Source organism: Massilia sp. CT11-137 (assembly GCF_047302885.1).
Taxonomy (GTDB): Bacteria; Pseudomonadota; Gammaproteobacteria; order Burkholderiales; family Burkholderiaceae_D; genus Telluria; species Telluria orientalis.
The window spans coordinates 1,206,293-1,226,956 of sequence record NZ_JBKYMP010000002.1 but is presented as its reverse complement, the minus strand read 5'-3'; the positions used below and the strand labels follow the sequence as shown (position 1 = coordinate 1,226,956).

General features: G+C 65.3%; 19 protein-coding genes and 1 tRNA gene. 8 read left to right on the top strand and 12 right to left on the bottom strand.

The window, feature by feature from the left end; translation table 11 throughout:
- The first annotated feature begins 14 nt into the window (after nucleotides 1-14).
- The 5 genes from murI (at nucleotide 15) to ACEN98_RS22240 (ending at nucleotide 5,468) form a co-directional block, all read left to right on the top strand.
- The gene (gene murI, locus ACEN98_RS22260) at nucleotides 15-854 is read left to right on the top strand and encodes a glutamate racemase (RefSeq protein ID WP_413387116.1); all 840 of its coding nucleotides are present in this window, start codon (nucleotides 15-17) and stop codon (nucleotides 852-854) included.
- Nucleotides 855-957: 103 nt separating this feature from the next.
- Nucleotides 958-1,033, top strand: a tRNA-His gene (locus tag ACEN98_RS22255).
- A 967-nt stretch (nucleotides 1,034-2,000) separates the two neighbouring features.
- Entirely contained in the window at nucleotides 2,001-3,059 is a 1,059-nt protein-coding gene (locus ACEN98_RS22250; RefSeq protein WP_413387115.1) for a hypothetical protein, read from the top strand.
- Nucleotides 3,052-4,260, top strand: a complete 1,209-nt coding sequence (locus ACEN98_RS22245; RefSeq protein WP_413387114.1) for a cation:proton antiporter — start codon at nucleotides 3,052-3,054, stop codon at nucleotides 4,258-4,260. The genes ACEN98_RS22250 and ACEN98_RS22245 overlap by 8 nt, the downstream gene beginning before the upstream one ends.
- Nucleotides 4,257-5,468 carry a YbdK family carboxylate-amine ligase gene (locus ACEN98_RS22240; RefSeq protein ID WP_413387113.1) on the top strand — a complete coding sequence of 404 codons (1,212 nt, stop codon included), beginning with the start codon at nucleotides 4,257-4,259 and terminating at the stop codon, nucleotides 5,466-5,468. Before ACEN98_RS22245 ends, ACEN98_RS22240 begins: the two co-directional genes overlap by 4 nt.
- 7 nt (nucleotides 5,469-5,475) lie before the next feature.
- Here ACEN98_RS22240 and ACEN98_RS22235 read toward each other — a convergent pair whose 3' ends face one another.
- The 5 genes from ACEN98_RS22235 to ACEN98_RS22215 all read right to left on the bottom strand — a co-directional run bounded on the left by ACEN98_RS22235 (nucleotide 5,476) and on the right by ACEN98_RS22215 (nucleotide 10,736).
- Nucleotides 5,476-5,847: a YXWGXW repeat-containing protein gene (locus ACEN98_RS22235; RefSeq protein WP_056131028.1), complete on the bottom strand. Its 372-nt coding sequence runs from the start codon at nucleotides 5,845-5,847 to the stop codon at nucleotides 5,476-5,478.
- Nucleotides 5,848-6,141: 294 nt separating this feature from the next.
- A complete protein-coding gene (locus ACEN98_RS22230) occupies nucleotides 6,142-6,489 on the bottom strand; it encodes an energy transducer TonB (protein ID WP_413337859.1) in 348 nt (115 codons plus the stop codon).
- Nucleotides 6,490-6,563: 74 nt separating this feature from the next.
- Complete coding sequence (locus ACEN98_RS22225) at nucleotides 6,564-8,342, bottom strand: methyl-accepting chemotaxis protein (protein ID WP_413387112.1); 1,779 nt, start codon at nucleotides 8,340-8,342, stop codon at nucleotides 6,564-6,566.
- A gap of 348 nt (nucleotides 8,343-8,690) precedes the next feature.
- The gene (gene dusA / locus ACEN98_RS22220) at nucleotides 8,691-9,710 is read right to left on the bottom strand and encodes a tRNA dihydrouridine(20/20a) synthase DusA (RefSeq protein ID WP_413387111.1); all 1,020 of its coding nucleotides are present in this window, start codon (nucleotides 9,708-9,710) and stop codon (nucleotides 8,691-8,693) included.
- 30 nt (nucleotides 9,711-9,740) lie between these two features.
- Nucleotides 9,741-10,736 carry a LysR family transcriptional regulator gene (locus ACEN98_RS22215; RefSeq protein WP_413387110.1) on the bottom strand — a complete coding sequence of 332 codons (996 nt, stop codon included), beginning with the start codon at nucleotides 10,734-10,736 and terminating at the stop codon, nucleotides 9,741-9,743.
- Between the two features lie 100 nt (nucleotides 10,737-10,836).
- Here ACEN98_RS22215 and ACEN98_RS22210 point away from each other — a divergent pair, with 100 nt between their 5' ends.
- On the top strand, nucleotides 10,837-11,844 hold the full coding sequence (locus ACEN98_RS22210; protein WP_413387109.1) for a zinc-dependent alcohol dehydrogenase family protein: 1,008 nt from the start codon (nucleotides 10,837-10,839) through the stop codon (nucleotides 11,842-11,844).
- A 160-nt stretch (nucleotides 11,845-12,004) separates the two neighbouring features.
- Here ACEN98_RS22210 and ACEN98_RS22205 read toward each other — a convergent pair whose 3' ends face one another.
- Entirely contained in the window at nucleotides 12,005-13,006 is a 1,002-nt protein-coding gene (locus tag ACEN98_RS22205; RefSeq protein ID WP_413337876.1) for a sulfate ABC transporter substrate-binding protein, read from the bottom strand.
- Nucleotides 13,007-13,283: 277 nt separating this feature from the next.
- Between ACEN98_RS22205 and ACEN98_RS22200 the strand changes: the two genes are divergently transcribed.
- Together ACEN98_RS22200 and ACEN98_RS22195 are read left to right on the top strand one after the other, a co-directional pair.
- Nucleotides 13,284-14,183 carry a flagellin gene (locus ACEN98_RS22200; RefSeq protein ID WP_413387108.1) on the top strand — a complete coding sequence of 300 codons (900 nt, stop codon included), beginning with the start codon at nucleotides 13,284-13,286 and terminating at the stop codon, nucleotides 14,181-14,183.
- Nucleotides 14,184-14,278: 95 nt separating this feature from the next.
- Nucleotides 14,279-15,148, top strand: coding sequence for a hypothetical protein (locus tag ACEN98_RS22195; protein WP_413387107.1), 870 nt, complete (start codon nucleotides 14,279-14,281; stop codon nucleotides 15,146-15,148).
- Between the two features lie 99 nt (nucleotides 15,149-15,247).
- Here the strand turns inward: ACEN98_RS22195 and ACEN98_RS22190 are convergent, their stop codons facing one another.
- From ACEN98_RS22190 to ACEN98_RS22165, 6 genes are read right to left on the bottom strand one after another with little or no spacing between them, the layout of a single operon-like run.
- A complete protein-coding gene (locus ACEN98_RS22190; RefSeq protein WP_413387106.1) occupies nucleotides 15,248-17,344 on the bottom strand; it encodes a flagellar biosynthesis protein FlhA in 2,097 nt (698 codons plus the stop codon).
- A complete protein-coding gene (gene flhB, locus ACEN98_RS22185) occupies nucleotides 17,341-18,480 on the bottom strand; it encodes a flagellar type III secretion system protein FlhB (protein WP_413387105.1) in 1,140 nt (379 codons plus the stop codon). Before flhB ends, ACEN98_RS22190 begins: the two co-directional genes overlap by 4 nt.
- Nucleotides 18,473-19,252 carry a flagellar biosynthetic protein FliR gene (gene fliR / locus ACEN98_RS22180; protein ID WP_413341624.1) on the bottom strand — a complete coding sequence of 260 codons (780 nt, stop codon included), beginning with the start codon at nucleotides 19,250-19,252 and terminating at the stop codon, nucleotides 18,473-18,475. Before fliR ends, flhB begins: the two co-directional genes overlap by 8 nt.
- The gene (gene fliQ, locus ACEN98_RS22175; protein WP_036235061.1) at nucleotides 19,252-19,521 is read right to left on the bottom strand and encodes a flagellar biosynthesis protein FliQ; all 270 of its coding nucleotides are present in this window, start codon (nucleotides 19,519-19,521) and stop codon (nucleotides 19,252-19,254) included. Before fliQ ends, fliR begins: the two co-directional genes overlap by 1 nt.
- A gap of 11 nt (nucleotides 19,522-19,532) precedes the next feature.
- Entirely contained in the window at nucleotides 19,533-20,300 is a 768-nt protein-coding gene (fliP, locus tag ACEN98_RS22170) for a flagellar type III secretion system pore protein FliP (protein ID WP_413387104.1), read from the bottom strand.
- Nucleotides 20,297-20,662 carry a FliM/FliN family flagellar motor switch protein gene (locus ACEN98_RS22165; protein ID WP_413341627.1) on the bottom strand — a complete coding sequence of 122 codons (366 nt, stop codon included), beginning with the start codon at nucleotides 20,660-20,662 and terminating at the stop codon, nucleotides 20,297-20,299. Before ACEN98_RS22165 ends, fliP begins: the two co-directional genes overlap by 4 nt.
- Nucleotides 20,663-20,664 lie beyond the last annotated feature (2 nt).

The window sequence follows — 20,664 nt, the reverse complement described above, 5'->3', positions numbered from 1 at the left end:
TTACCATCTCCCCCATGAACACCCAAGCACACCCCGAAGACGCCCCCGTCGGCGTCTTCGACTCCGGCCTCGGCGGCCTGTCGATCCTGCGCCACATCCGAGCGCAACTCCCGCACGAACACCTGATCTACGTGGCCGACACGGGCTTCGCCCCGTACGGCGACAAGCCCGAACACGTCGTCGCCGGGCGTTCGCTGGCGGTGGCCCGCTTCCTCGTCGAACGGGGCGTCAAGGCCATCGTCGTCGCCTGCAACACGGCGACCATCTCCGCGGTTCGCCTGATGCGCGACACCTTCCCCGACCTGCCCATCGTCGGCGTGGAACCGGGCCTGAAGCCCGCGGCGGCCGCGACGCGCAGCGGCAAGGTCGGCGTGCTGGCCACGGAACGCACGCTGGCCGGCGCTAAGTTCCTGCAGCTGCGCGACCAGGTCACCGAAGCGACGCACGCGGAATTTTTGCTGCAGCCGTGCCGCGGCCTCGTCGACCAGATCGAACTGGGCGACACGGAGGCCACGCGCGCGCTGCTGGTACGCTACGTGACACCGCTGCTCGACCAGGGCGCCGACACGCTCGTCCTCGGCTGCACGCACTATCCGCTCGTGCGCGCCGCGATCGAGGACGTGATCGCATCGGCCGGCGCACGTGACGTCACGCTGGTGGACACCGGCGACGCCGTGACGCGCCAGCTGGTGCGCTTGCTGGATGCGGGGCGGTTGCTGCGCTCCCCTTCTGGCGATGCGCCAGGCACACTGGAGGCTTGGACCAGCGCCAGCGCCACCGCGCTGTCGGCCGCGTTCAACAGCCTGATCGGCATCGATCCGCCCGTGCACGAGGCGACGTTCGGCGAGCCGTGACGGCCGTTCGCACTGCTGGGCAAAACTCGATTTGCCAGAATGCGAATGACCCTATATAATCTCGTTCTGTCTCGGCAACAACGAGACAGCAAGCAAGACAGTGGTGGCTGTAGCTCAGTTGGTAGAGTCCAGGATTGTGATTCCTGTTGTCGTGGGTTCGAGTCCCATCAGCCACCCCAAAGAATTCGAAAGCCCAGCCTCGTGCTGGGTTTTTTGTTTTTCGGCCACACCTGTAACGTGCGGCGGTCCGCCTCAGCCGGGAAGCGCTCCCCCGGTCTCTTGAGCCATTGCACATCGACACCAAATGTCCGCGCTTGTCCGCGATCGATGACTCACCCAGTCCATCAAAATTCTCGACGGCACAGTACGACAACAAAAAGGCCAGGGACATCGCCGGCCTTTTCGTGTTGACGAGAGAGATTACCTCTTCTCGACTTTATCGCCGTTCGCCAAGAAGCACTGCTCCAACTCCGACCAACCGACCCGACATCCTTGCTTTCCTTTTTGCGGAAACCATACAGCAGAGCCATTAGAGATTTTCAGCTCGCCAAATTTCCGTTCATCTTTTCTTACTTTGAACGAAACGTCAGCCTTACCGACTCCCGTTCGGGCAAGGTGAATTTTACGGTATGAACAATCATGTGGATTTGAAGTTGAGTGGCTGCAGAAACAAGACGACAATACGATCCGCCCTGCGAATGAAATAACATCGTTTCCTGTTTACCCGGTCCTTTTACTGCGCTAACGACCTGCTCTGAAACTTACACCCAAGAAATTTTAGTCAAAATAGGCCGGCGTTTCGAGTTTCATAGCGATAGTCCACGGGATTCCAACTGTACGCCGTCGCGCTTTCCAATAGCTTAAAATGCATGTCAGAAATGTACTTACGTCAATCATATTTGAGCGAATGAATCATTTGCCCTATACTTGACCCCGATACACACCCATAACAACGAGCGGCAGGCATCACGTTGACCTGACCGCCATGCGGCCCCGCCGCATCGCGGATGCGTGAAGCATCCACTCTTTCAACGGGTCCAGACGCCGGCCGGACGAGCCGCGCTGCGACCGCCCGCCTCCGCGCGCCGGACGGATCCAGGCTTCCAGCCGGCCCGCACCGAGGCCTTTCAATGAGGGCCGATCTTCATGACCCCAACACGACCATCGCGCCGCCACTGCCTGCTCGCGACCGCGTGCGCGCTGTGCGTCATCCTGACACCACAAGCGCATGCGGCCAAACGCAAGCCGGCGGCGCCAAAGACACCAGCCATCGCCGACTTCAGGGAATTGAGCGGCTCGTATCCCGGCACGTGCGAACAACCCGTCGCCCCGGCGCTTTCCGGCCTGGGCGAACCGACGACGCGCCAGTGCGCCTGGAGCCAGCGCGTGGAAATGGTGTACTGGCGCAGCATCCCGGCGCCGGCCGCCACCTGCCTGCCGCCGGCCGCCATCGCATGGCACCGCCTCACGCAAGCGATCCACGCGGACGCGCCGCCCTGGAACAACGCCTGGTCCGGCCGCACCGTGTCTACGAACACGCCCGAATCCCAGCAACTGGCCGCGATCTGGCGCGACGACGACGGGCAATGGTCGGCGGCGCTGTGGCGCTGGCAGCCGTCCGAGAAACCGGACACGCGCACCTGGCAGGCCGGCCACTGGGACGATGTGAAGCAGGCCGCGCACGCGATCGATGCGGGCAGTCCGCTGCCCGCCGCGTCGCCGTTGTTCGTCGCGTGGCGCGATGCGTCGCAGGGCAAGCCGCGCGTGCTCGATGGCGACACGTGGCGCTGGGTGTCGGACAAGACCTGTTTGCGACTGGAGACGTCGGGCATCAGCCAGACGCGCATCCACCTGCCCTATTCGCGCGACGATGCGCGCCTCGAGCAGCGCAGCGGCATGCAGGTGCTGCTGGCGCGCCGCTTCCCGAATGCCGAGTGGCTGCAGCCCTTTACCTTGCTGGAGCCGGGCCATCCCGGCGACCGCACCGGTGCGAAGTTCATCGCCGTGTGGCGCGAAGGCGCAAGCGTCAAGGGACAGTTGTGGATTCCGCTGCGCGACGACGCGGGCATCGTCCGCGCACGCATCGTCAGCGATCTCGCGCCGGCATCGGCGGAGCGTCAAAAGGAATTGGCGAAGCAGCGGGCCGACGTGATCGGGCGCGAACTGACCGCGCTTGCCCACGCGTGGGAGGTGCGCCATGAATGACGAACTGTACTCGCCCTTCTGGCTGCTGTCGCCGCTGGCCGTGCTGGGTGCCGGCCTGATGGTCGCGCTCGTGATCGGACTGACCCTGCAGCGTTTTCGCATCCCGAAACTGTATGGCGCCGTGATCGCGGGCCTGCTGCTCGGCGCGAACGGTGCCGGCTTCATCGACCGCGCGCTGCTGACGCAGTTCCAGGAACTGCTCAACGGCGCCGCCGCGCTCGTGCTGTTCGAGGTCGGCCGCAAGATGGACCTCGCGTGGCTGCTGCGCAGCGGCCGCCAGGGCGCCAGCCTGCTGCTCGCGACCGTGGCGCGCGGCGCCGCGGCCGCCATCACGCTGGGCCTCTTCGGCCTGCCGTGGGGCGCCGCGATCTTCATCGGCTCGATCCTCATCGCCGTCAATCCCGTCATCCACAGTTCGATGGTGGCGGACGAAAACGCGAGCGGCACGAGCACGTTCGCGACGTCGAACATGGTCGGCCTCTCCAACCTGGTCGCGCTGCTGGCGCTCGGCATCACGCTCGCATGGACGCGCAGCCACGGCCAGGACGCCGACAGCGGTTTCTGGACGGAGTTGATGCGCCAGGGCGGCAAGCTCGTGATCGGCGCCCTGATCGCCGTGCTGTCGTACGGCCTCTATGCGCTGGCCACGCGGTTGTGCAAGGTGCCGGCGACGCTGCGCCCCGGCATGCTGCTGGCCGCGCTGCTGATCGACCTCGGGCTGTGCTCCGTGATGTCCGCGAGCGCCCTGCTCTCGCTGCTGCTGATGGGCGTCCTGCTGCGCAATGCGGAGAAGCGCGACAACGTGTTCCAGGCGCAGTTGAAGACGGCGCAGGACATCGGCTACGTGCTGCTGTTCCTGATGTCGGCGGCGCTCGTCGACCTGCAGGCGCTGCTGCATGGCTGGACCATCGTGGTCGCGCTGACGGTGTTCGCGGTCCGCATCGCGGCCACGCGCCTGGCCCTGTGGCCGGGCACCGCGTGGGACGTGCGCAAGCAGCATGCGATGGCCCTGTCGATGTGTTCCCTGGTGAGCTACGGCGGTCTCGTCGTGGACAACACCCTGAATGCCTACACCGGGCTCGATGCGACGTCCACCGCCGTCATGGGCGCGCTGCTGGCCCTGAACGTCCTGCTGGCGCCCGGCCTCACGTGGCTCGGCTTGCGCCTGGCGGGCGAAACCTATCGAGGAGGTGCCCAATGAGCGAACTATTGAACGACGAAGCGCTGGGAAAACTGAAACCGGACGCCCAGGCCCAGGCGGTATCTGGCCAGGGCCCCGCATTCCTGCCCGACTTCAAGGCGTCCACGATCGGCACGATGGGCATCGAACTGGAACTGATGGTGCTCGACCGCCTCACGTTCGACCTGTTCCCCGCCGCGCCCGACATCCTGCGCCTGCTGGACAAGCACGACAAGCCGTGGGTGCACACGCCCGAAATCACGACATCGATGCTGGAAGTGGCGACTGCCATCCTCACCTCGTTCGACGAGGCGGCCGAGCAGCTGGAACACATCCGCACGACGGTGCAACGGGCCGCGTTCGATGTCGGCGCGTCGATCTCGGGCGGCGGCGCGCATCCCTTCCAGAAGTGGAACGAGCAGCGCATCTACCCGAAGGAACGCTATTTCGCATCGGAGCGCAAGTTCGGCTATCTGGCTAAACTGTTTACCGTGTTTGGCATGCACGTGCACATCGGCGCGGGTACGCCGGACGAGGCGATGCGCCTGTGCTCCTGGCTCACGCAGCGCGCGCCCCTGTTCATCGCACTGTCGGCCAATTCGCCGTGCTGGCAGGGCGAAGTGTCGGGCTTCTGCAGCTCGCGCAGCAACGTCGTGGGTGCGTTCCCGATGAGCGGCATCCTCCCGTACGACATCCGCACGTGGGACGATTTCCGCGCCCACTTCGACGAGCTGGCCGGCCACGGCATCGTCAACAGCATCAAGGATTTTTATTGGGACGTGCGTCCGAAGCCGGAATACGGGACGATCGAACTGCGCGTGCTGGATACGCCGTTGAAACCCGTGTACGCGGCGGCGCTCGCGTGCTATGCGCGCGAGCTGTGCCTGGAATGGGCGGGCCAGCCGGGACGCTGGCCGACCAGCAGCAGCCGCGAGCTGTACATCTGGAACCGCTTCAATGCGGCACGCGACGGCGTCGAGGCGACGTGGATCGATCCGGAGTCGGGCGCGTCGATGCCCATCGGCGAAGCGATCCGCGCCGACCTCGAACGACTGTCAAAACGCTCGACCGACCCCGGTTTCGGCAAGGCGTGCAAGGTGATCGAGCATCTGATGAAGGACGGCGGACAGGCGCGCTGGCTGCGCGCCCATCTCGCGTCCGGCGGCGGCATGAACGACCTCGCGCGGATGGCGAGCGAGATGTTCGAAGACGGCGCGCCGCTGGACTAGTTGCTCGTCACGAGCGGTGCGGGTTGTTGGGACGGTTGTCGACGCGGTTCGGCACGCCGTCGCCGTCACGGTCGCCGTGGCGCCAGCCGCCCCGCTCCAGTTGCCAGCCGCGGTCGCCCTGGCGCCATTCCGGACGGTGCCAGACATAGCCCGGGCGCACCCGTTCCCAATGGCCGCGCACCCAGGTGTAGCGGTGGCCGTTCCAGTTCCAGTAGCCCGGCGCCCATTCGTAACCGTGGCGCGCGGCCGGCACGACTTCGTGACGCGGCGGCGGCGGTGCGGTGCGCACGACGACGACATCCCGGGCGAACGCCTGCGCCGGCAAGACGGCGGCAGAACTGACGATGGCAAGGGCGGCAGCAGCGAGAATGCGTTTCATGGTGGTTCTCCTTTGGTTGCGCGGTGAAGTTGCGCTGTGAGACCACTATAGCGATTCGCCGCCCGCATTTGCCGGATTGAAGCGGGCGCTTACAACCGATACATGCCGCAACAGGCCGGTAACAGATTTTCAGATTTTCACGAGGCAGATGCGAAAAGGGCGCCCCGCAGGGACGCCCTTTTCGCGCTGTTGGATGCCGCCAGGCCCAGGTCTCGTGCGCACCCGACAAAGATGCCGGGGACGCAGTGCCTCACCTGGGGCGCCGAGCCAGGCCGGCCGGCACCCGCCAGACGATCAGTCCAGCTTCCAGGCGTAGTCGACCTTGGTCCAGGTCTGGGCCGGTGCGCCGTCCTTGGTGCCCGGCTTGAACTTGCAGGCCGACAGGCCCTTCATTGCAGCCTTGTCCAGGCCTTTGAAGCCGCTCGATTTGTCCAGCTTCGAATCGGCCACCGAACCGTCGGCGGCGATGAGGAAGGACATCGACGTGATGCCCTGCTCTTCGTTCATCAGCGACGCTTTCGGATATTCGACCTTGCACTTGGACGGATCGAACGTCGCCGGCGTTTCGCCTGCAAAAGCCGAACCAGCGATACCCGAGACCAGCAGAGCGACGAGGCTTACAGCAAATTTCTTATTGGACATTTTTATTACCCCCGGAAAACAAAGTTTTTTTTAATGCCAGTGCTCTCCACCGGCGCTGGACGAGCCGTCCTGGCTCAGAATTCTTCCCAATCGTCGCTGGCTGCTGCCGCTGCGACTTTTTTCGCGGTCGATGCCGGCGCATCCGCCGCACGTTCCTGCTGGACCGGCGCCTTGGCCTTCGCGGCGGCCGGCTTCTTCAGCTGCGGCTTGGCGGCCGGGCGGACGACGACGGCGCGGCTGGCGGTGGCGGCAGCCGGCGCCGGTGCGTCCACGATGGCCTGCTCCTCGCCTTCGGCCAGCTTGAAGATGCTGACGACGCGCTGCAGTTCCGCGGCCTGGTCCTGCAGGCTCTGGAAGGCGGCGGCGGCTTCTTCGACCAGCGCGGCGTTCTGCTGCGTCATGCCGTCCATCTCGATGATCGACAGGTTGACCTGTTCGATGCCGGCGCTCTGTTCGGCGCTGGCGCTGGCGATGTCGCTCATGATGTCGGTCACGCGCTTGACGCTGGCAACGACCTCGTCCATCGTCTCGCCGGCCTCGCCGACGAGCTTGCTGCCGCGGCCGATCTTCTCGACGGAGTCGCCGATCAGTTGCTTGATTTCTTTGGCGGCCGCTGCGGAACGCTGGGCCAGGTTACGCACTTCCGAAGCGACGACGGCGAAGCCGCGACCCTGTTCACCGGCACGGGCTGCCTCGACGGCGGCGTTCAGTGCCAGGATGTTCGTCTGGAAGGCGATGCCATCGATGACGCCGATGATGTCGGCGATCTTGCTCGCCGAGCTATTGATCTCGCCCATCGTGCCAACGACCTGCGACACCACGTCGCCGCCCTTGCGTGCCACGTCCGATGCGGTGGCGGCCAGGTGATTCGCTTCGCGGGCATTGTCCGCGTTCTGTTTCACGGTCGACGTCAGTTCTTCCATCGCCGACGCGGTCTTCTCCAGCGAGCTGGCTTGCAGTTCGGTACGCGACGACAGGTCGGTGTTGCCGGCTGCGATTTCACGCGATGCGGTGGTGATGGTGTGCGTGCCGCGACGGACCTGGCTGACGATGTCGACCAGGCTGTTGCGCATCTGTTTCATTTCGATCAGCAGGCTGCCGCGATCCGACGACTTGGTGTCGATGGCGATCGACAGGTCGCCTTCGGCGATACTGCCGGCGATCTTGGCGGTGTAGCCCGGCTCGCCGCCCAGCTGCTTCAGCAGGCCGCGGGTGATGATGGTGGCGGCCAGGATGCCGAGTGTAACGGCCAGGGCCAGCAGCCCGAGCATGAAATTACGGGCGCTGGCGAAGGCGGCTTCCGCGTCGACCTGGGTCTGCGCGTTCAGCTTGTCTTCCAGCTTGCCCAGCTGATCCAGCCCATCCAGCCATTTCTTCTGGGCCGGACGGATTTCCTTGACCATCACGCGGGTGGCGTCCATCGCGTTATTGGCCAGATAGAGTTCCGATGCCTTGGCGATGGCCGGCATGGCGGCGCCTTCGGCTTCTTTCACCTGGTTCAGCAGGGTTTTTTCTTCAGGCAACGCTTCTTCAGAGAACTTGGCGGCCAGTTTTTGCTGCAGAGCATCGTACTTGGCGGTCTGCTCCTTGAAACGGTTCAGTTCCGGCTCCATGTCGGCCGGGTCCGTCATCAGGGTCAAGGTACGCAGCGAGGTGACGCGTTCGCTCACGTTATTGCGCATGTCGACGACCAGGCGGGTCACGACATTGTTGACATTCACGACGTGGTCGAGCCGGTTCTGGATCTGCGCCATGCGCAGGATGCCGACGACGGTAACGATAACCAGCAGCACGAGCACGAGGGCAAAACCCAGCCCCAGACGCATGCCGACCTTCATGTTTGCTAAGTTCATTCCTTATCTTCCCTGTTTCAAGTGATCAGACCCGCTCCGGAGTCTTTGTCTTTTGTTACGGAAAGTCCATCTTCCCGGTGGACTCGCGTATTTCCGTCAGGATAAATCAAAACGCCGATTTGCAGACAGAAAACATGCCCCGCTGTAATTATGTTTCACCACAACAACAGGATTAGATGTCGTGCAAGGAGAAGAGCCCAGATTATGGGTCTATTCTTGCCTTCGGGCAAGGATAACGTTGCAAATGATTAAATAAATGCAACATTTTTTGTAGCGAATTTTGAACATCCCGGCCATTTTCATGCGGCCGGGGTAGTAAAATAACTAAAAGTCAACCTTACACGGCGCTTACGCAGCGAGGCGCAGTCTGCCGGCGGCTTCGAGGAGGAGTTCGGGGTTGCCTGCGGCGAGGCGGCGGGAGTCGGACAGCAACTGGCGATAGCCGCGCGCGCCCGGCAGGCCGGCCATCAGGCCCAGCATGTGGCGCGTGATGCTGTTCAGGCGGAGGCCCAGCGGACCGTAGCGCTCCAGCTCGGCGCGGATATATGGAATCATGGCTTCCAGCACCTGTTCGCGCGTTTTCGGCGGGGTCGCGTCGCCATAGAAACGGGCGTCCCAGCCGGCCATCACGTAGGGATTGTGGTACGCCTCGCGACCGATCATGACGCCGTCCACGTGCTGCAAGTGAGTGGCGATCTCGTCGTCGGTCTTGATGCCGCCGTTGATGATAATCTCGAGCTCAGGAAATTCGCGCTTCAGCTGGTACGCCACTTCATAGCGCAGCGGCGGGATCTCGCGGTTTTCCTTCGGCGACAGCCCCTTCAGCACGGCATTGCGCGCGTGCACGATGAAAGTACGGCAGCCAGCGTCGGCGATGGTGCCGATAAAATCGCGCACGAAGCCGTATTCCTCGTTGTAATCGATGCCGATACGGTGCTTGACGGTGACGTCGATGCTGACGGCGTCGCGCATCGCCTTCACGCAATCGGCGACGAGTTGCGGTTCCTGCATCAGGCAGGCGCCGAACGCCCCCTTCTGCACGCGCTCGGACGGGCAGCCGCAATTCAGGTTGATCTCGTCATAGCCCCACTGCTCGCCCAGCTTCGCGCTCTTGGCGAGGTCGGCCGGATCGCTGCCGCCCAGTTGCAGCGCGATGGGATGCTCGACCTCGTCGTAGCGCAGGTGGCGCTCGACGTCACCATAGACCAGGGCGCCCGTCGTCACCATCTCTGTATACAACCAGGTGTGCTGCGTGATCTGGCGGTGGAACACGCGGCAATGGCGGTCCGTCCAGTCCATCATGGGGGCAACCGACAGCCTGCGGCCCGTTGCCTGGACACCTGGATTAGCTTGCTTGTGATCGTTCACGTTACGTCGGGCTCGAAAAAGGGACAGACATTATACGTGCCCGCCACGCACGCCGCTCACCCCGCCGCTTTCCTTGCCTCCAGCCACGCTTCCATGTCGCCCACGGACAACGGCTTCGCAAGATAACTGTCGTGGCAGGCGGTCCGACAGGAAGTCCAGAACCACACGCACGCGCGGCGGCTGGTAGCGGTGCGGCAGCCAGATCGCGAACGCCTGGTGTCCGAACACCGGCCGCGGCTCCCACTCGGGCAAGAGCCGCACCGCGCGGCCGGCATCCAGGTCGTCCGCCACGACATAGTGCGGCAACAGCGCGACGCCGACCCCGGCCAGCATGAGCGCGCGCAGGCTGTCGCTGTTATTCACGGACACGTTGCCGCGCACGGCCACGGCGAGGTCGTCGTCGGCACGGCGAAAATGCCAGGCGCGCGCGTGCTCGCCTTCGCCGTAGCGCAGGCACACCACGCCGGCCAGGTCACGGGGGTGCGCGAGCACGGGCGCGGCATGCGCCGCCGCGCACAGCAGATAGCGCGTGGTCAGCAGGCGGCGCGCCACCACGTCGCCGGGCAGCGACCGCGTCAGGCGGATCGCCAGGTCGTAACCCTCCTGGGCCAGGTCGACGGGACGGTCCAGCAGCACGAGTTGCACGTCGAGACGGGGGTGGGTGGCCAGCAGCTCGGGCAGCAGCGGCACGATGCAGCGCTGGCCGAACGTGATCGGCGCGCTCATGCGCACGGTGCCGCCGGCGTCGCCGTGCAGGCTGTCGATCTCGCGGCCGGCACCCTCGCACAGCGCCACGGCTTCCCGGGCGCGCTCGACCATCACCTGTCCCGCTTCGGTGAGACTGATGCTGCGGGTGGTCCGCCGCAGCAATTGCGCGCCGCACAGCGTTTCCAGCCGCGCCACCTGCTTGCTGACGGCCGACTTCGTCAGCCCCAGCGAGCGCGCCGCGGCCGAAAAGCCGCCCATGTCGACGACGCGCGCGAACACGGCCATGCATGCCATCCGCTCGGTCAGGCGATCACCCATGATTGTCCACCTCAGGAAACAGTCTGTGATAGGAATGCAGATTGTATCCCGAGCGACCCTTGGCAATACTGCAGCCATTCCCTGTTCAGAAAGGATGGTCATGAAAGCAATCGAACTGCAGGCATTCGGACTCGACGGCTTGCGCATGGTGGACGCGTGCGAACCGGATCCGCCGCCGGGCCACGTCACCCTCCGCCTCCACGCGGCCGCCCTCAACTTCCGCGACCTGGAAATCCTCGAAGGCCGCTACGGCATGCCCGTGCCCCTGCCCTGCATGCCGTTGTCGGACGCGGTCGGCACAGTGACCCGGATCGGGCCGGGCGTCACCGAATGGCGGGAAGGCGACCGGGGCAATCCGCTGTTCTTCCCCGACTGGATCGACGGCCCGTTCCACCCGCGCTATTTCGCACGTCAGCTGGGCGGCAACCACCCGGGCGTGCTGCGCCAGGCGATGACGGCGCCGGCCAATGCCATCGTACGTGCGCCGCGCCACCTCGGGGACGAGGCCGCCACGCTGTCCGTCGCCGCGCTCACCGCCTGGGCGGCGCTCACGGATGCCGCGCTGCAGCCGGGCCAGACGATCGTGGCCATCGGCAGCGGCGGCGTCGCGCTGTTCGCCCTGCAGTTTGCGCGAATGTTCGGCGTGCGGGCGATCGCCGTCACGTCGTCGGCGCACAAGATCCCGCAGTTGCTCGCGGCCGGGGCGACCACTGCGGTCGACAGCCGCGCGCATCCCGACTGGGGCATGGAAGTCATGCGGCTGACGGAGGGCGTCGGTGCGCACCTCGTGCTGGAAACCGGAGGCAGTGCGACGTTTTCCGAATCGGTCCGCGCGCTGGCGCCGGGCGCGACGATGGCGATGATCGGATATGTGTCCGGGCCGCTGCTGGAGATGGACCTGCGCCAGGTGTTCATCGCCAAACGGGCGCGCCTGCATGGCCACACGGTGGGCAATGCGCGCCAGTTCGATGCCATGAACCGCGCCCTGGAGGCGCATGGGATCGTGCCGCTGGTCGACAGCGTGCATCCGTTCGTGGATGCCGCCGCGGCCTATCGCCGGCTCGCGTCCGGCGCCAGCGTCGGCAAGGTCCTGGTCAAGCTGGATTGACCAGTACGCTTACTGGTCGCCGCGGTTGATGGGAAAGCAGAAGGCGGCGATCACGAGCACGATGACCAGGAACCAGGTCACCCGATCCAGCCAGTCCATGATGGGTCCGAAACAAAAGAAGGCCGGCGCGGGAGCGCCGGCGGAACGGGATCAGACTATCTTACTTGCCCGGCTGGTACAACTGGTCGAACGTGCCGCCATCCGCGAAGTGGGTCTTCTGCGCCTTGGTCCAGCCGCCGAACACGTCGTTGATGGTGAACAGGTTCACTTTCGGGAACTGCGCCGCGTATTTCGCGCCGATCGCGGCGTTGATCGGGCGGTAGTAATTCTTCGCGATGATGTCCTGCCCTTCATCCGTGTACAGGAATTGCAGGTAGGCGTCCGCCACCTTGCGGGTGCCGCGCTTGTCGACGACCTTGTCGACGACGGCGACCGGCGGCTCGGCGAGGATGCTCGCCTTCGGCGCGACGATTTCGAATTTATCCGGGCCCAGTTCCTTGATGGCCAGGATCGCTTCGTTTTCCCAGGCGATCAGCACGTCGCCGATGCCGCGTTCGACGAAGGTCGTCGTCGCGCCACGGGCGCCGGAATCCAGCACCGGCACGTTCTTGAACAGCTTGGCCACGTAGTCGCGCGCCTTCGCTTCATTGCCGCCCGGCTGTTTCAGGGCGTTGCCCCACGCTGCCAGGTAATTCCAGCGCGCGCCGCCGGACGTCTTCGGGTTCGGGGTGATGACTTGCACGCCCGGCTTGATCAGGTCGTTCCAGTCGTGGATGCCTTTCGGGTTGCCCTTGCGGACCAGGAACACGATGGTCGAGTTGTACGGCGAGCTGTTGTGCTGCAGGCGCTTCTGCCAATCCCTGGCGATCAGGCCGCGCTCGGCGATCTCGTCGATGTCCCAGGCGAGGGCCAGGGTAACGACGTCCGCCTGCAGGCCGTCGATCACGGAGCGGGCCTGCTTGCCCGAGCCGCCGTGCGACGCCTTGAAGGTGACGTTGTCGCCGGTCTGGGCCTTGTACCTGGCGGCGAAGGCTTTGCCGACGTCCTGGTACAGCTCGCGCGTCGGGTCGTACGACACGTTCAGGAGAGTGATGTCGGCGGCGTGCACGGTCGGGGCCACCAGCGCGATGCCGACCAGGGCTTGGATCAGTTTTCTTGACAACATATGGAAGCTCTTTTTCGAAGGGTTCTGGAAGGCACAGGTTAAGCACACCCCCTCGAAAGACGAACGAATACTTTCGGTCTTGTATATCCGGTTTACTCATGACAGACCTGCCATACGTACAACAGTCAAAATGACAACATGAAACGCGCAAAAAATAATTTAAAAAAAATTTCCGCTCGGCATTTAATGACGGCCGCTAAATGGTCGTCCTGTACTTGTGAGAGCGCGAGATGCGCAACCTCCCAACAGTATCCAAGCCATTAGGAGCCATATCATGCTGAGCCTTCACACCAACGTCGCATCGCTTTCCGCACAAAATTCGCTGACCCGTACCCAGACCTCGCTGTCGACCTCGATGACCCGCCTGTCGACCGGTTACCGTATCAACTCGGCGATGGACGACGCCGCCGGCCTGCAGATCGCCACCCGCCTGAAATCCCAGAGCAGCGGTATGGCCGTCGCCATGCGCAACACCCAGAACTCGATCTCGATGCTGCAGACCGCCGACGGCGCGCTGAACGAAGTCACCAACATCCTGACCCGCATGAAGGATCTGGCAACCCAGGCCTCCGACGGTTCCTCGTCCGACGACGACAAGAAAGCGATGGACAAGGAATACAACTCGCTGACCGACGAACTTTCGAACATTTTCTCGAACACCAAATTCGGCGGCACCGAGCTGCTGTCGACCAGCGCGAACGGCAAGCTGAACGCCGCCGCCGGCATCACCTTCCAGATCGGTGCCGACAGCTCGGAAAAGATGACTGCGAACTTCGACGCCGAACTCTCCGCAGCCGGCGGCGTGACCGACTCGATCACGACGGCGACCGCCGGTTTCGTCTCGAACGCCGCCGGTGCGCCGATCGCCGCGTCGACCGGTACGATCCTGTTCACCGACGCCAACACTGCGATCGGCAGCCTGAACACGGCCATCGACGCCGTCTCGACCCTGCGTTCGAAGCTGGGCGCCGTGTCGAACCGCCTCGACCACGTCTACAATAACCTGTCGAACATCTCGAGCAACACGCAAGCCGCTACCGGCCGCATCATGGACGTCGACTTCGCGACCGAGTCGTCGAGCATGACGTCGAACCAGATGCTGATGCAAGCTGGTACCGCCATGCTGAAGCAGACCAACAGCATGTCGTCGATGGTCATGTCCCTGCTGCAGTAATCGCAGGGCCGGTGATGGCCACCCCGGGCTAGTCCAGCCGGAATCCGCAAGAGGCCAGCCACAAGCTGGCCTTTTCACTTTACACCGCCGAGATCATGGCCAGCCTATCCATCCCCGCCCTTCCGCCACCCGTCATCCCGGCGAGCGCGCCCGGCACCCTGCCGGCCACGCCGGTCGGCGCGGTCGCGGCCGCCGTCCCGGTCGCCTTGCTGCAGGCCGAGCTCGAGGCAATCCCGCTGCCGCTGCCCGCCGCGCAGCCGGCGCCCGCGCTGCCCGCCGGCGACGCCCTGCCCGATGCCGCGGCGATGCGTCCCGACCAGGTCGTGATGGCGCGCCAGCTGACCTGGCCCCGTCCGGACGGCGGTGCGCTCGCCACGTCATGGCGCGGGATGGTACGCACCTACGGCACCCAGCTCGTCACGCGCGCGGTGCAGGCGTCCCGGCAACAGTCGGGCCAGTCGCTGCCGGGCGCGCTGCTGCAGAGCGGGCTGGATGCGCGCGTGCTGCGCCAGGCCGATCTCGCGGCCCTGCCGCCCGACGCCTGGCGGTTCACCGTGCATGCGGGCGGACCGCAGGCACAGCACCTGCGCGTGATCGGGGAAGAGGAACAATCGCAAAAGCCGCAGCGCCGCCGGCGCCGTGCCGCGCTGCGGCTGGAACTGGTGCTGGCCGACGGCACCGTCGTCACGGTGCAGGCGGAGCCGCTGGCCGATGGGGTCATGCTCGAGGTGTGCACGCTCGACCCGGGCACCCTGCTGCACCTGCGCGCCCTGCAGCCGCAGCTGGAAGACGCCGTGCGCCGCGCGGGCCTGCGCGTGCTCGGCTGGACCTGGAACGACGCCCTGCCGGAAGGCCGGGTGCACGCGCGCCTGCCGTCGACCGAGGCGGCGGCCGCCCTCAGCCTGCCCGTGTTCCGCGCGATGGCGGAACTGGCGCTGCTGCTGCCGACGGAGGCCGGCGCCTGATCGGCGAGCTGGCGGGCACGGGGTGCCCACCCTACGGCTACCGACGGAGGCCGGCGCCTGATCGGCGAGCTGGCGGGCACGGGGTGCCCACGCGTAACGTCAGCCGACCGTGCCGATGATCGAGACTTCCCGGTTCTCGGGAATCTCGTTATACGACAGCACGTGCAGCCCCGGCGCGAACAGGCGCGCGTAGCGGGCCAGCAGCGGGCGGATCTGCGGCAACACCAGGAGCAGCGGCGGCGTATGATGCTGCTTCATCTGCTCGCGTGCCACCGGCATGTTCAGCTGCAGTTGCTGCAGCAGTTGCGGATCGATCGGATAGTTGTCCAGCACGACCTTGCCGCCGTTGTTCTGGCGCGCCTGGTTCAGGGAACCGAGCAGCATGTTTTCCAGCTCGCCCGACAGGTTAAACGCGGGCATGTCCTTCTTCTTGCCGTACAGGCCGGACACGATCTGGCGGCGCAGCGCGCAGCGCACCTCGGCCGCGAGCAGGATCGGATCCTTCGTCGTTTCCGAGCTGTCCAGCAGCGTGGTCGCGATCACGACGATGTCCTTCAGCGACACGTTCTCGGCCAGCAGCACACGGAACACGCGCAAGAGCTGCGTGTGCGTGAGCGCCTTGTCCAGCGCACCGGCCAGCTTCGGCGAGAGCGCGGTGAGGCGTTCCATCAACGCCGGCACGTCCTCGTGGCGGAACAGCTCCGCCATGTAGTCGCGCGCGACCTTGGACGTGTGCGTGGCGATCGCGCTCGGCACCTCGACGACCTGGTAGCCCTGCCCCAGCGCGTGCGCTTTCTGCTCCGGATCGATCCACGTGACGGCCATGCCGAACGCCGGTTCGATGCCGGGGATGCCGTCGATGTCGCCGTACACGTTCGGCGACGGGATCGCCATCAGGCATTCCGCCACGACCTCGCCCTCGGCCACGACGGTGCCGTTGATCGCGATCGCGTACTGGTTCGGGCGCAGGGTCAGGTCGTCGCGCACGCCGATGGGCGGCAGCAGGAGGCCCATCTGCTCGGACAGGCTCTGGCGCACGCCCTTGATCCGCTTCGTCAGCACCTCGCCCTGGGCCTTGTCGACCAGGTGCACGAGCTTGTAGCCGACGGTGATCGAAATCGGCTGCACGACGGGCAGCTGCTGCCAGTCGAGTTCCGGCACGCGGTCGTCGCGCAGCGCGGCCTCGATGGCGGCCACGCCCGATTCGTCCGGCGGCTTCACTTCTTCGCGCGCCAGCTTCCAGGCGACGTAGCCGATGGCCGCGGCGAACGCCATGAAGAACAGCGACGGCATGCCCGGCACCATCGCCAGGATCAGCATCACGCCGGCGGCCGAGTACAGGACGCTCGGATTGGCCAGCAGCTGGCCGCCGACCTGCTGCTCGAAGTCGCCCGAATCGCTGATGCGGGTGACGAGGATCGCCGCCGCGGCCGACAGCAGCAGCGCCGGCACCTGGGCCACGAGGCCGTCGCCGATGGTCAGCAGCGCATACTGGCGGAAGGCGTCGCCGAACGACAGGTCGTGCATCACCGCGCCGATCGCGACGCCGCCGATCATGTTGATGAGCAGGATGAGGATCGACGCGATCGCATCGCCGCGCACGAACTTGGAGGCACCGTCCATCGCGCCGTAGAAGTCCGCTTCCGCCGCCACTTCCTTGCGGCGCACCTGCGCCTGTTCCTGGTTGACGAGGCCCGCGTTCAGGTCGGCGTCGATCGCCATCTGCTTGCCGGGCAGCGCGTCCAGCGTGAAGCGCGCCGACACTTCGGAGATACGTTCGGAACCCTTCGTCACGACGACGAAGTTGATGATCATGAGGATCACGAAGACGACGATACCGACGACGAAGTTACCGCCGATGACGACGTTGCCGAAGGCTTCGATCACGTGGCCCGCCGCGCCCGTGCCCTCGTGGCCGTGCAGCAGCACGACCCGCGTCGACGCCACGTTCAGCGCCAGGCGCAGCAGCGTGGTGCCGAGGATGACGGTCGGGAAGACCGAGAAGTCCAGCGGCCGCCTGGTCGAGACGGACGTCAGGATCACGATCAGCGCCAGCACGATGTTGAACGTGAACAGCACGTCCAGCACCGCGGGCGGCAGCGGCAGCATGATCATCGCCAGGAGCGTCAGCAGGAACGCCGGCGTGGCGATCTTCTGGCGGCGCAGCTCGAGCATCAAGCTGTTCAGGAAATTCATGTCGGGGATACCTCACTCAAAGCGGCCGGCACGGCCACGTCATTCGGGAACCGCGGGGCGGCCTGGCGCCGGCCCGCTCGGAACGCATTCAATTGCAGCACGTAGTTCAGCACCTGCGACACCGCCTGGTACAGCGCGGCGGGAATCTGCTGCTGCACCTGGCTGGTGTTGTAGATGGCACGTGCCAGCGGCGGCAAGGCGATCGTCTCGATCTGGTGCTTCGCCGCGACGGAGCGGATGTACAGGGCCATCTCGTCGATGCCCTTCGCCACCACGAACGGCGCTTCCGCACGCTTGGTGTCGTACTTCAGCGCGACCGCGTAGTGCTCGGGATTCACGATCACCACGTCGGCGGTCGGCACCGTCTTGTTCACGTTGCGGCGTGCCATCTGCTGCTGCAACTGGCGGATGCGCGCACGGATCTCGGGCTTGCCCTCGGTGCTCTTGTATTCTTCCTTCACTTCCTGCTTGCTCATGCGCTGGCTGCGCGCGAACAGGAACGCCTGCAGCGGCACGTCGATCAACGCGAACAGCACGAACACGGTGACGAGCGCCATCAGGCCGTCGAACATCATGCTGCCGCCGTGCAGCAGCGCGTCCGACAGCGGCATGCGCTGCAGGTTGACCCACGCCGACAACGCCGAGCGCACGACGTGCACCAGCACCACGGCGAGCAGCGCCGCCTTGGCCACCGACGTCGCGAACGTCGTCCAGTGCTTGCCGGAGGCCAGGTTGCCCAGGTTTTTCACGGGCGAGAAGCGGTCGAACTTCGGCACCAGGTTGCTGGTCGAGACGGCCCAGCCGCCCGGCACGAGGCTCGCGGCGACGATCGCGAGCGGCACGGCGGCGAGCGGCAGCACCATCTTCACGAGCAGCACCGCGGCGCCGCTCCATACGACGGTCATCGCGTTTTCCATCGAGCCGGCCGCGCCCAGCGGCGCGTACACGAGCCGGAACAGCGACCGGAACGACTCCAGGTAGTCCGGGAGCAGGAACGCGAACAGCTTCAGGCTCACCAGGATCCCGACCGCCGTGGCCAGGTCCTTCGAGCGGACGACGTGGCCCTGCTCGCGCGCCTTCTTGAGCTTCTGGGCTGACGCCTTTTCCGACTTGTCGCCGCCGGTATTGTCAGCCATGCGCCGCCCCCATCTGCTGCTGCAGCATCTCCAGCACCTGGTTCGTCATCTGCACATAGTGTTCCGGGATGAAGCGCACGACCTGCACGAGCATCATCAGGCCGAACAGCGTCACCAGCGAAAAGCCCAGCGAGAACAGGTTCAGCGACGGCGCGACCCGGTTCAGGAAGCCGAAGCCGATCTGCACGACCATCGTCGAAAACACGATCGGGAGCGCGAGCAGGATCGCGGCCGAGAACACCCAGCCCACGTTCAGCGCCACCGTCTCCAGCAGGAGACTCTTGTAGCCGCCGCCGACCGGCCACGCCTTGAAGCTCTGGCCCAGCACGCCCGCGAGCACGAGATGGCCGTCGACGGCGAAGAACACGAGGATTGCGACGAGGCCCAGCAGGCCCGAAATCACGTCCGACTGCTGGCCGTTCATGGGGTCGTTCATCTGCGCCATCGAAAAGCCCACCTGGCTCGAGACGAGGAAGCCGAGCATGTTCACGACGGCCATCGTCAGCTGCATGGCGAGGCCGATCACGCCGCCGATCACGGCCTGCTCGATCATCACGACGACGCCCGCCAGCGAGAACGGATCCGGCATGACGGCGCCTTTCGTCAGCGGCAGCATCAGGAACGCGAGCACCACTGACAGCAGCGCGCGCACCGGTACCGGCACCAGCGCGTCGCCGATGACGGGAGCCGTCGACAGCAGCGCCATGACGCGGCAGAACGGCCACCACAGCGCGCTGATGAACGGCAGCAGCAGGTGAGACACTTCCAGCATCAGCCGACCAGGGTCGCGGCGCGCTGGAACACGCTCACGCAATAGTCCATCAGTTTGCCGGTCATCCAGTGACCGGCGAGGATCAGGGCCACCAGCGTCACGAGGAGACGCGGCAGGAAGCTCAGCGTCTGCTCGTTGATCTGGGTGGCGGCCTGCACGAGGGCGACGATGACGCCGGCCACGAGGCCCGGCACCACCAGCACCATCACGAGCAGCATCACCAGCTGCAGGGCTTCGACGACGAAGTCGACGGCGATATCAGGAGTCATGGGAATGAATGCTAGATGCCGTGGATGCTGCCGACCAGCGTATTCACGGTCAGGGTCCAGCCATCGACGAGCACGAACAAGAGGAGCTTGAACGGCAGCGAGATGACGAGCGGCGAGAGCATCATCATGCCCATCGCCATCAGCACCGACGACACCACGAGGTCGATGATCAGGAACGGAATGAACAGCATGCAGCCGATCTGGAACGCGCTTTTCAACTCGGACAGCACGAACGCGGCCAGCTTCACGGTGAAACCGCGGTCCATCGGTTTCATCTCGGCCGGCTCGCCCGCCAGGTGCGCGATCTGGGCCAGCGCCGTCTTGCTCGTCTGGGCCAGCATGAAACGCGACAGCGGCACCTCGGCGATCTTGAGCGCCTGCTCCAGCGAGATCTTGTCCTTGTCGTACGGGACGAAGGCCTCGTTCCACACCTGCTCGCCGATGGGACGCATGACGAGCAGCGTGAGGATCAGGGCGACGCCGGTGATGATCCGGTTGGGCAGGCCCTGCTGCAGGCCCAGGGCCTGGCGCAGCAGCGACAGCACGATCACGAAGCGGGTGAAGCTGGTCATCATCATGACCATCACGGGCAGCAGCCCGAGGATGGTCATCAGGACCAGGATCTGCGACTTCACCGTGAGGCCGCTGGACGAGCCGGGGATCACGCCGGGCAGCACGTCCGGTGCGGCCCATGCGCCTGCGCTGGCCAGCAAAAGAACGGCGCCCGCGATGGCGGGCGCGTAGCGGCGCAAACCGGCGCCGCGGCGTTGCAACGTCATGACGCGATCAGGTCCAGGTTGAGGCCGTCCAGATCGATCACCTTCAGGCCGTACTGCTCGCCCGCGACGACCACTTCGGCGCGCCCGATGGCGGCGCCGTTGACCTTGATGACGAGCGGCTCGCCCGCCATGGCGTCGAGCGGCAGCACGCTGTCCGGGCCGATCGCCATCAGTTCCTGCAGCGAGATGCGGGCCGAACCCACTTCCAGCGTCAGCGTCACCGGGATGCGGCGCATCATCTGCGGCAGGCGCGGCGCGGCTTTCGGTGCCGCGGCCGCGCTTTGCTTGCCTTCTGCGGTTTCTTCCGCCAGCTCGTCGTCGATGAGGATGTCGTCACCAGCGAATTGATCGTTCAGGTTCATGT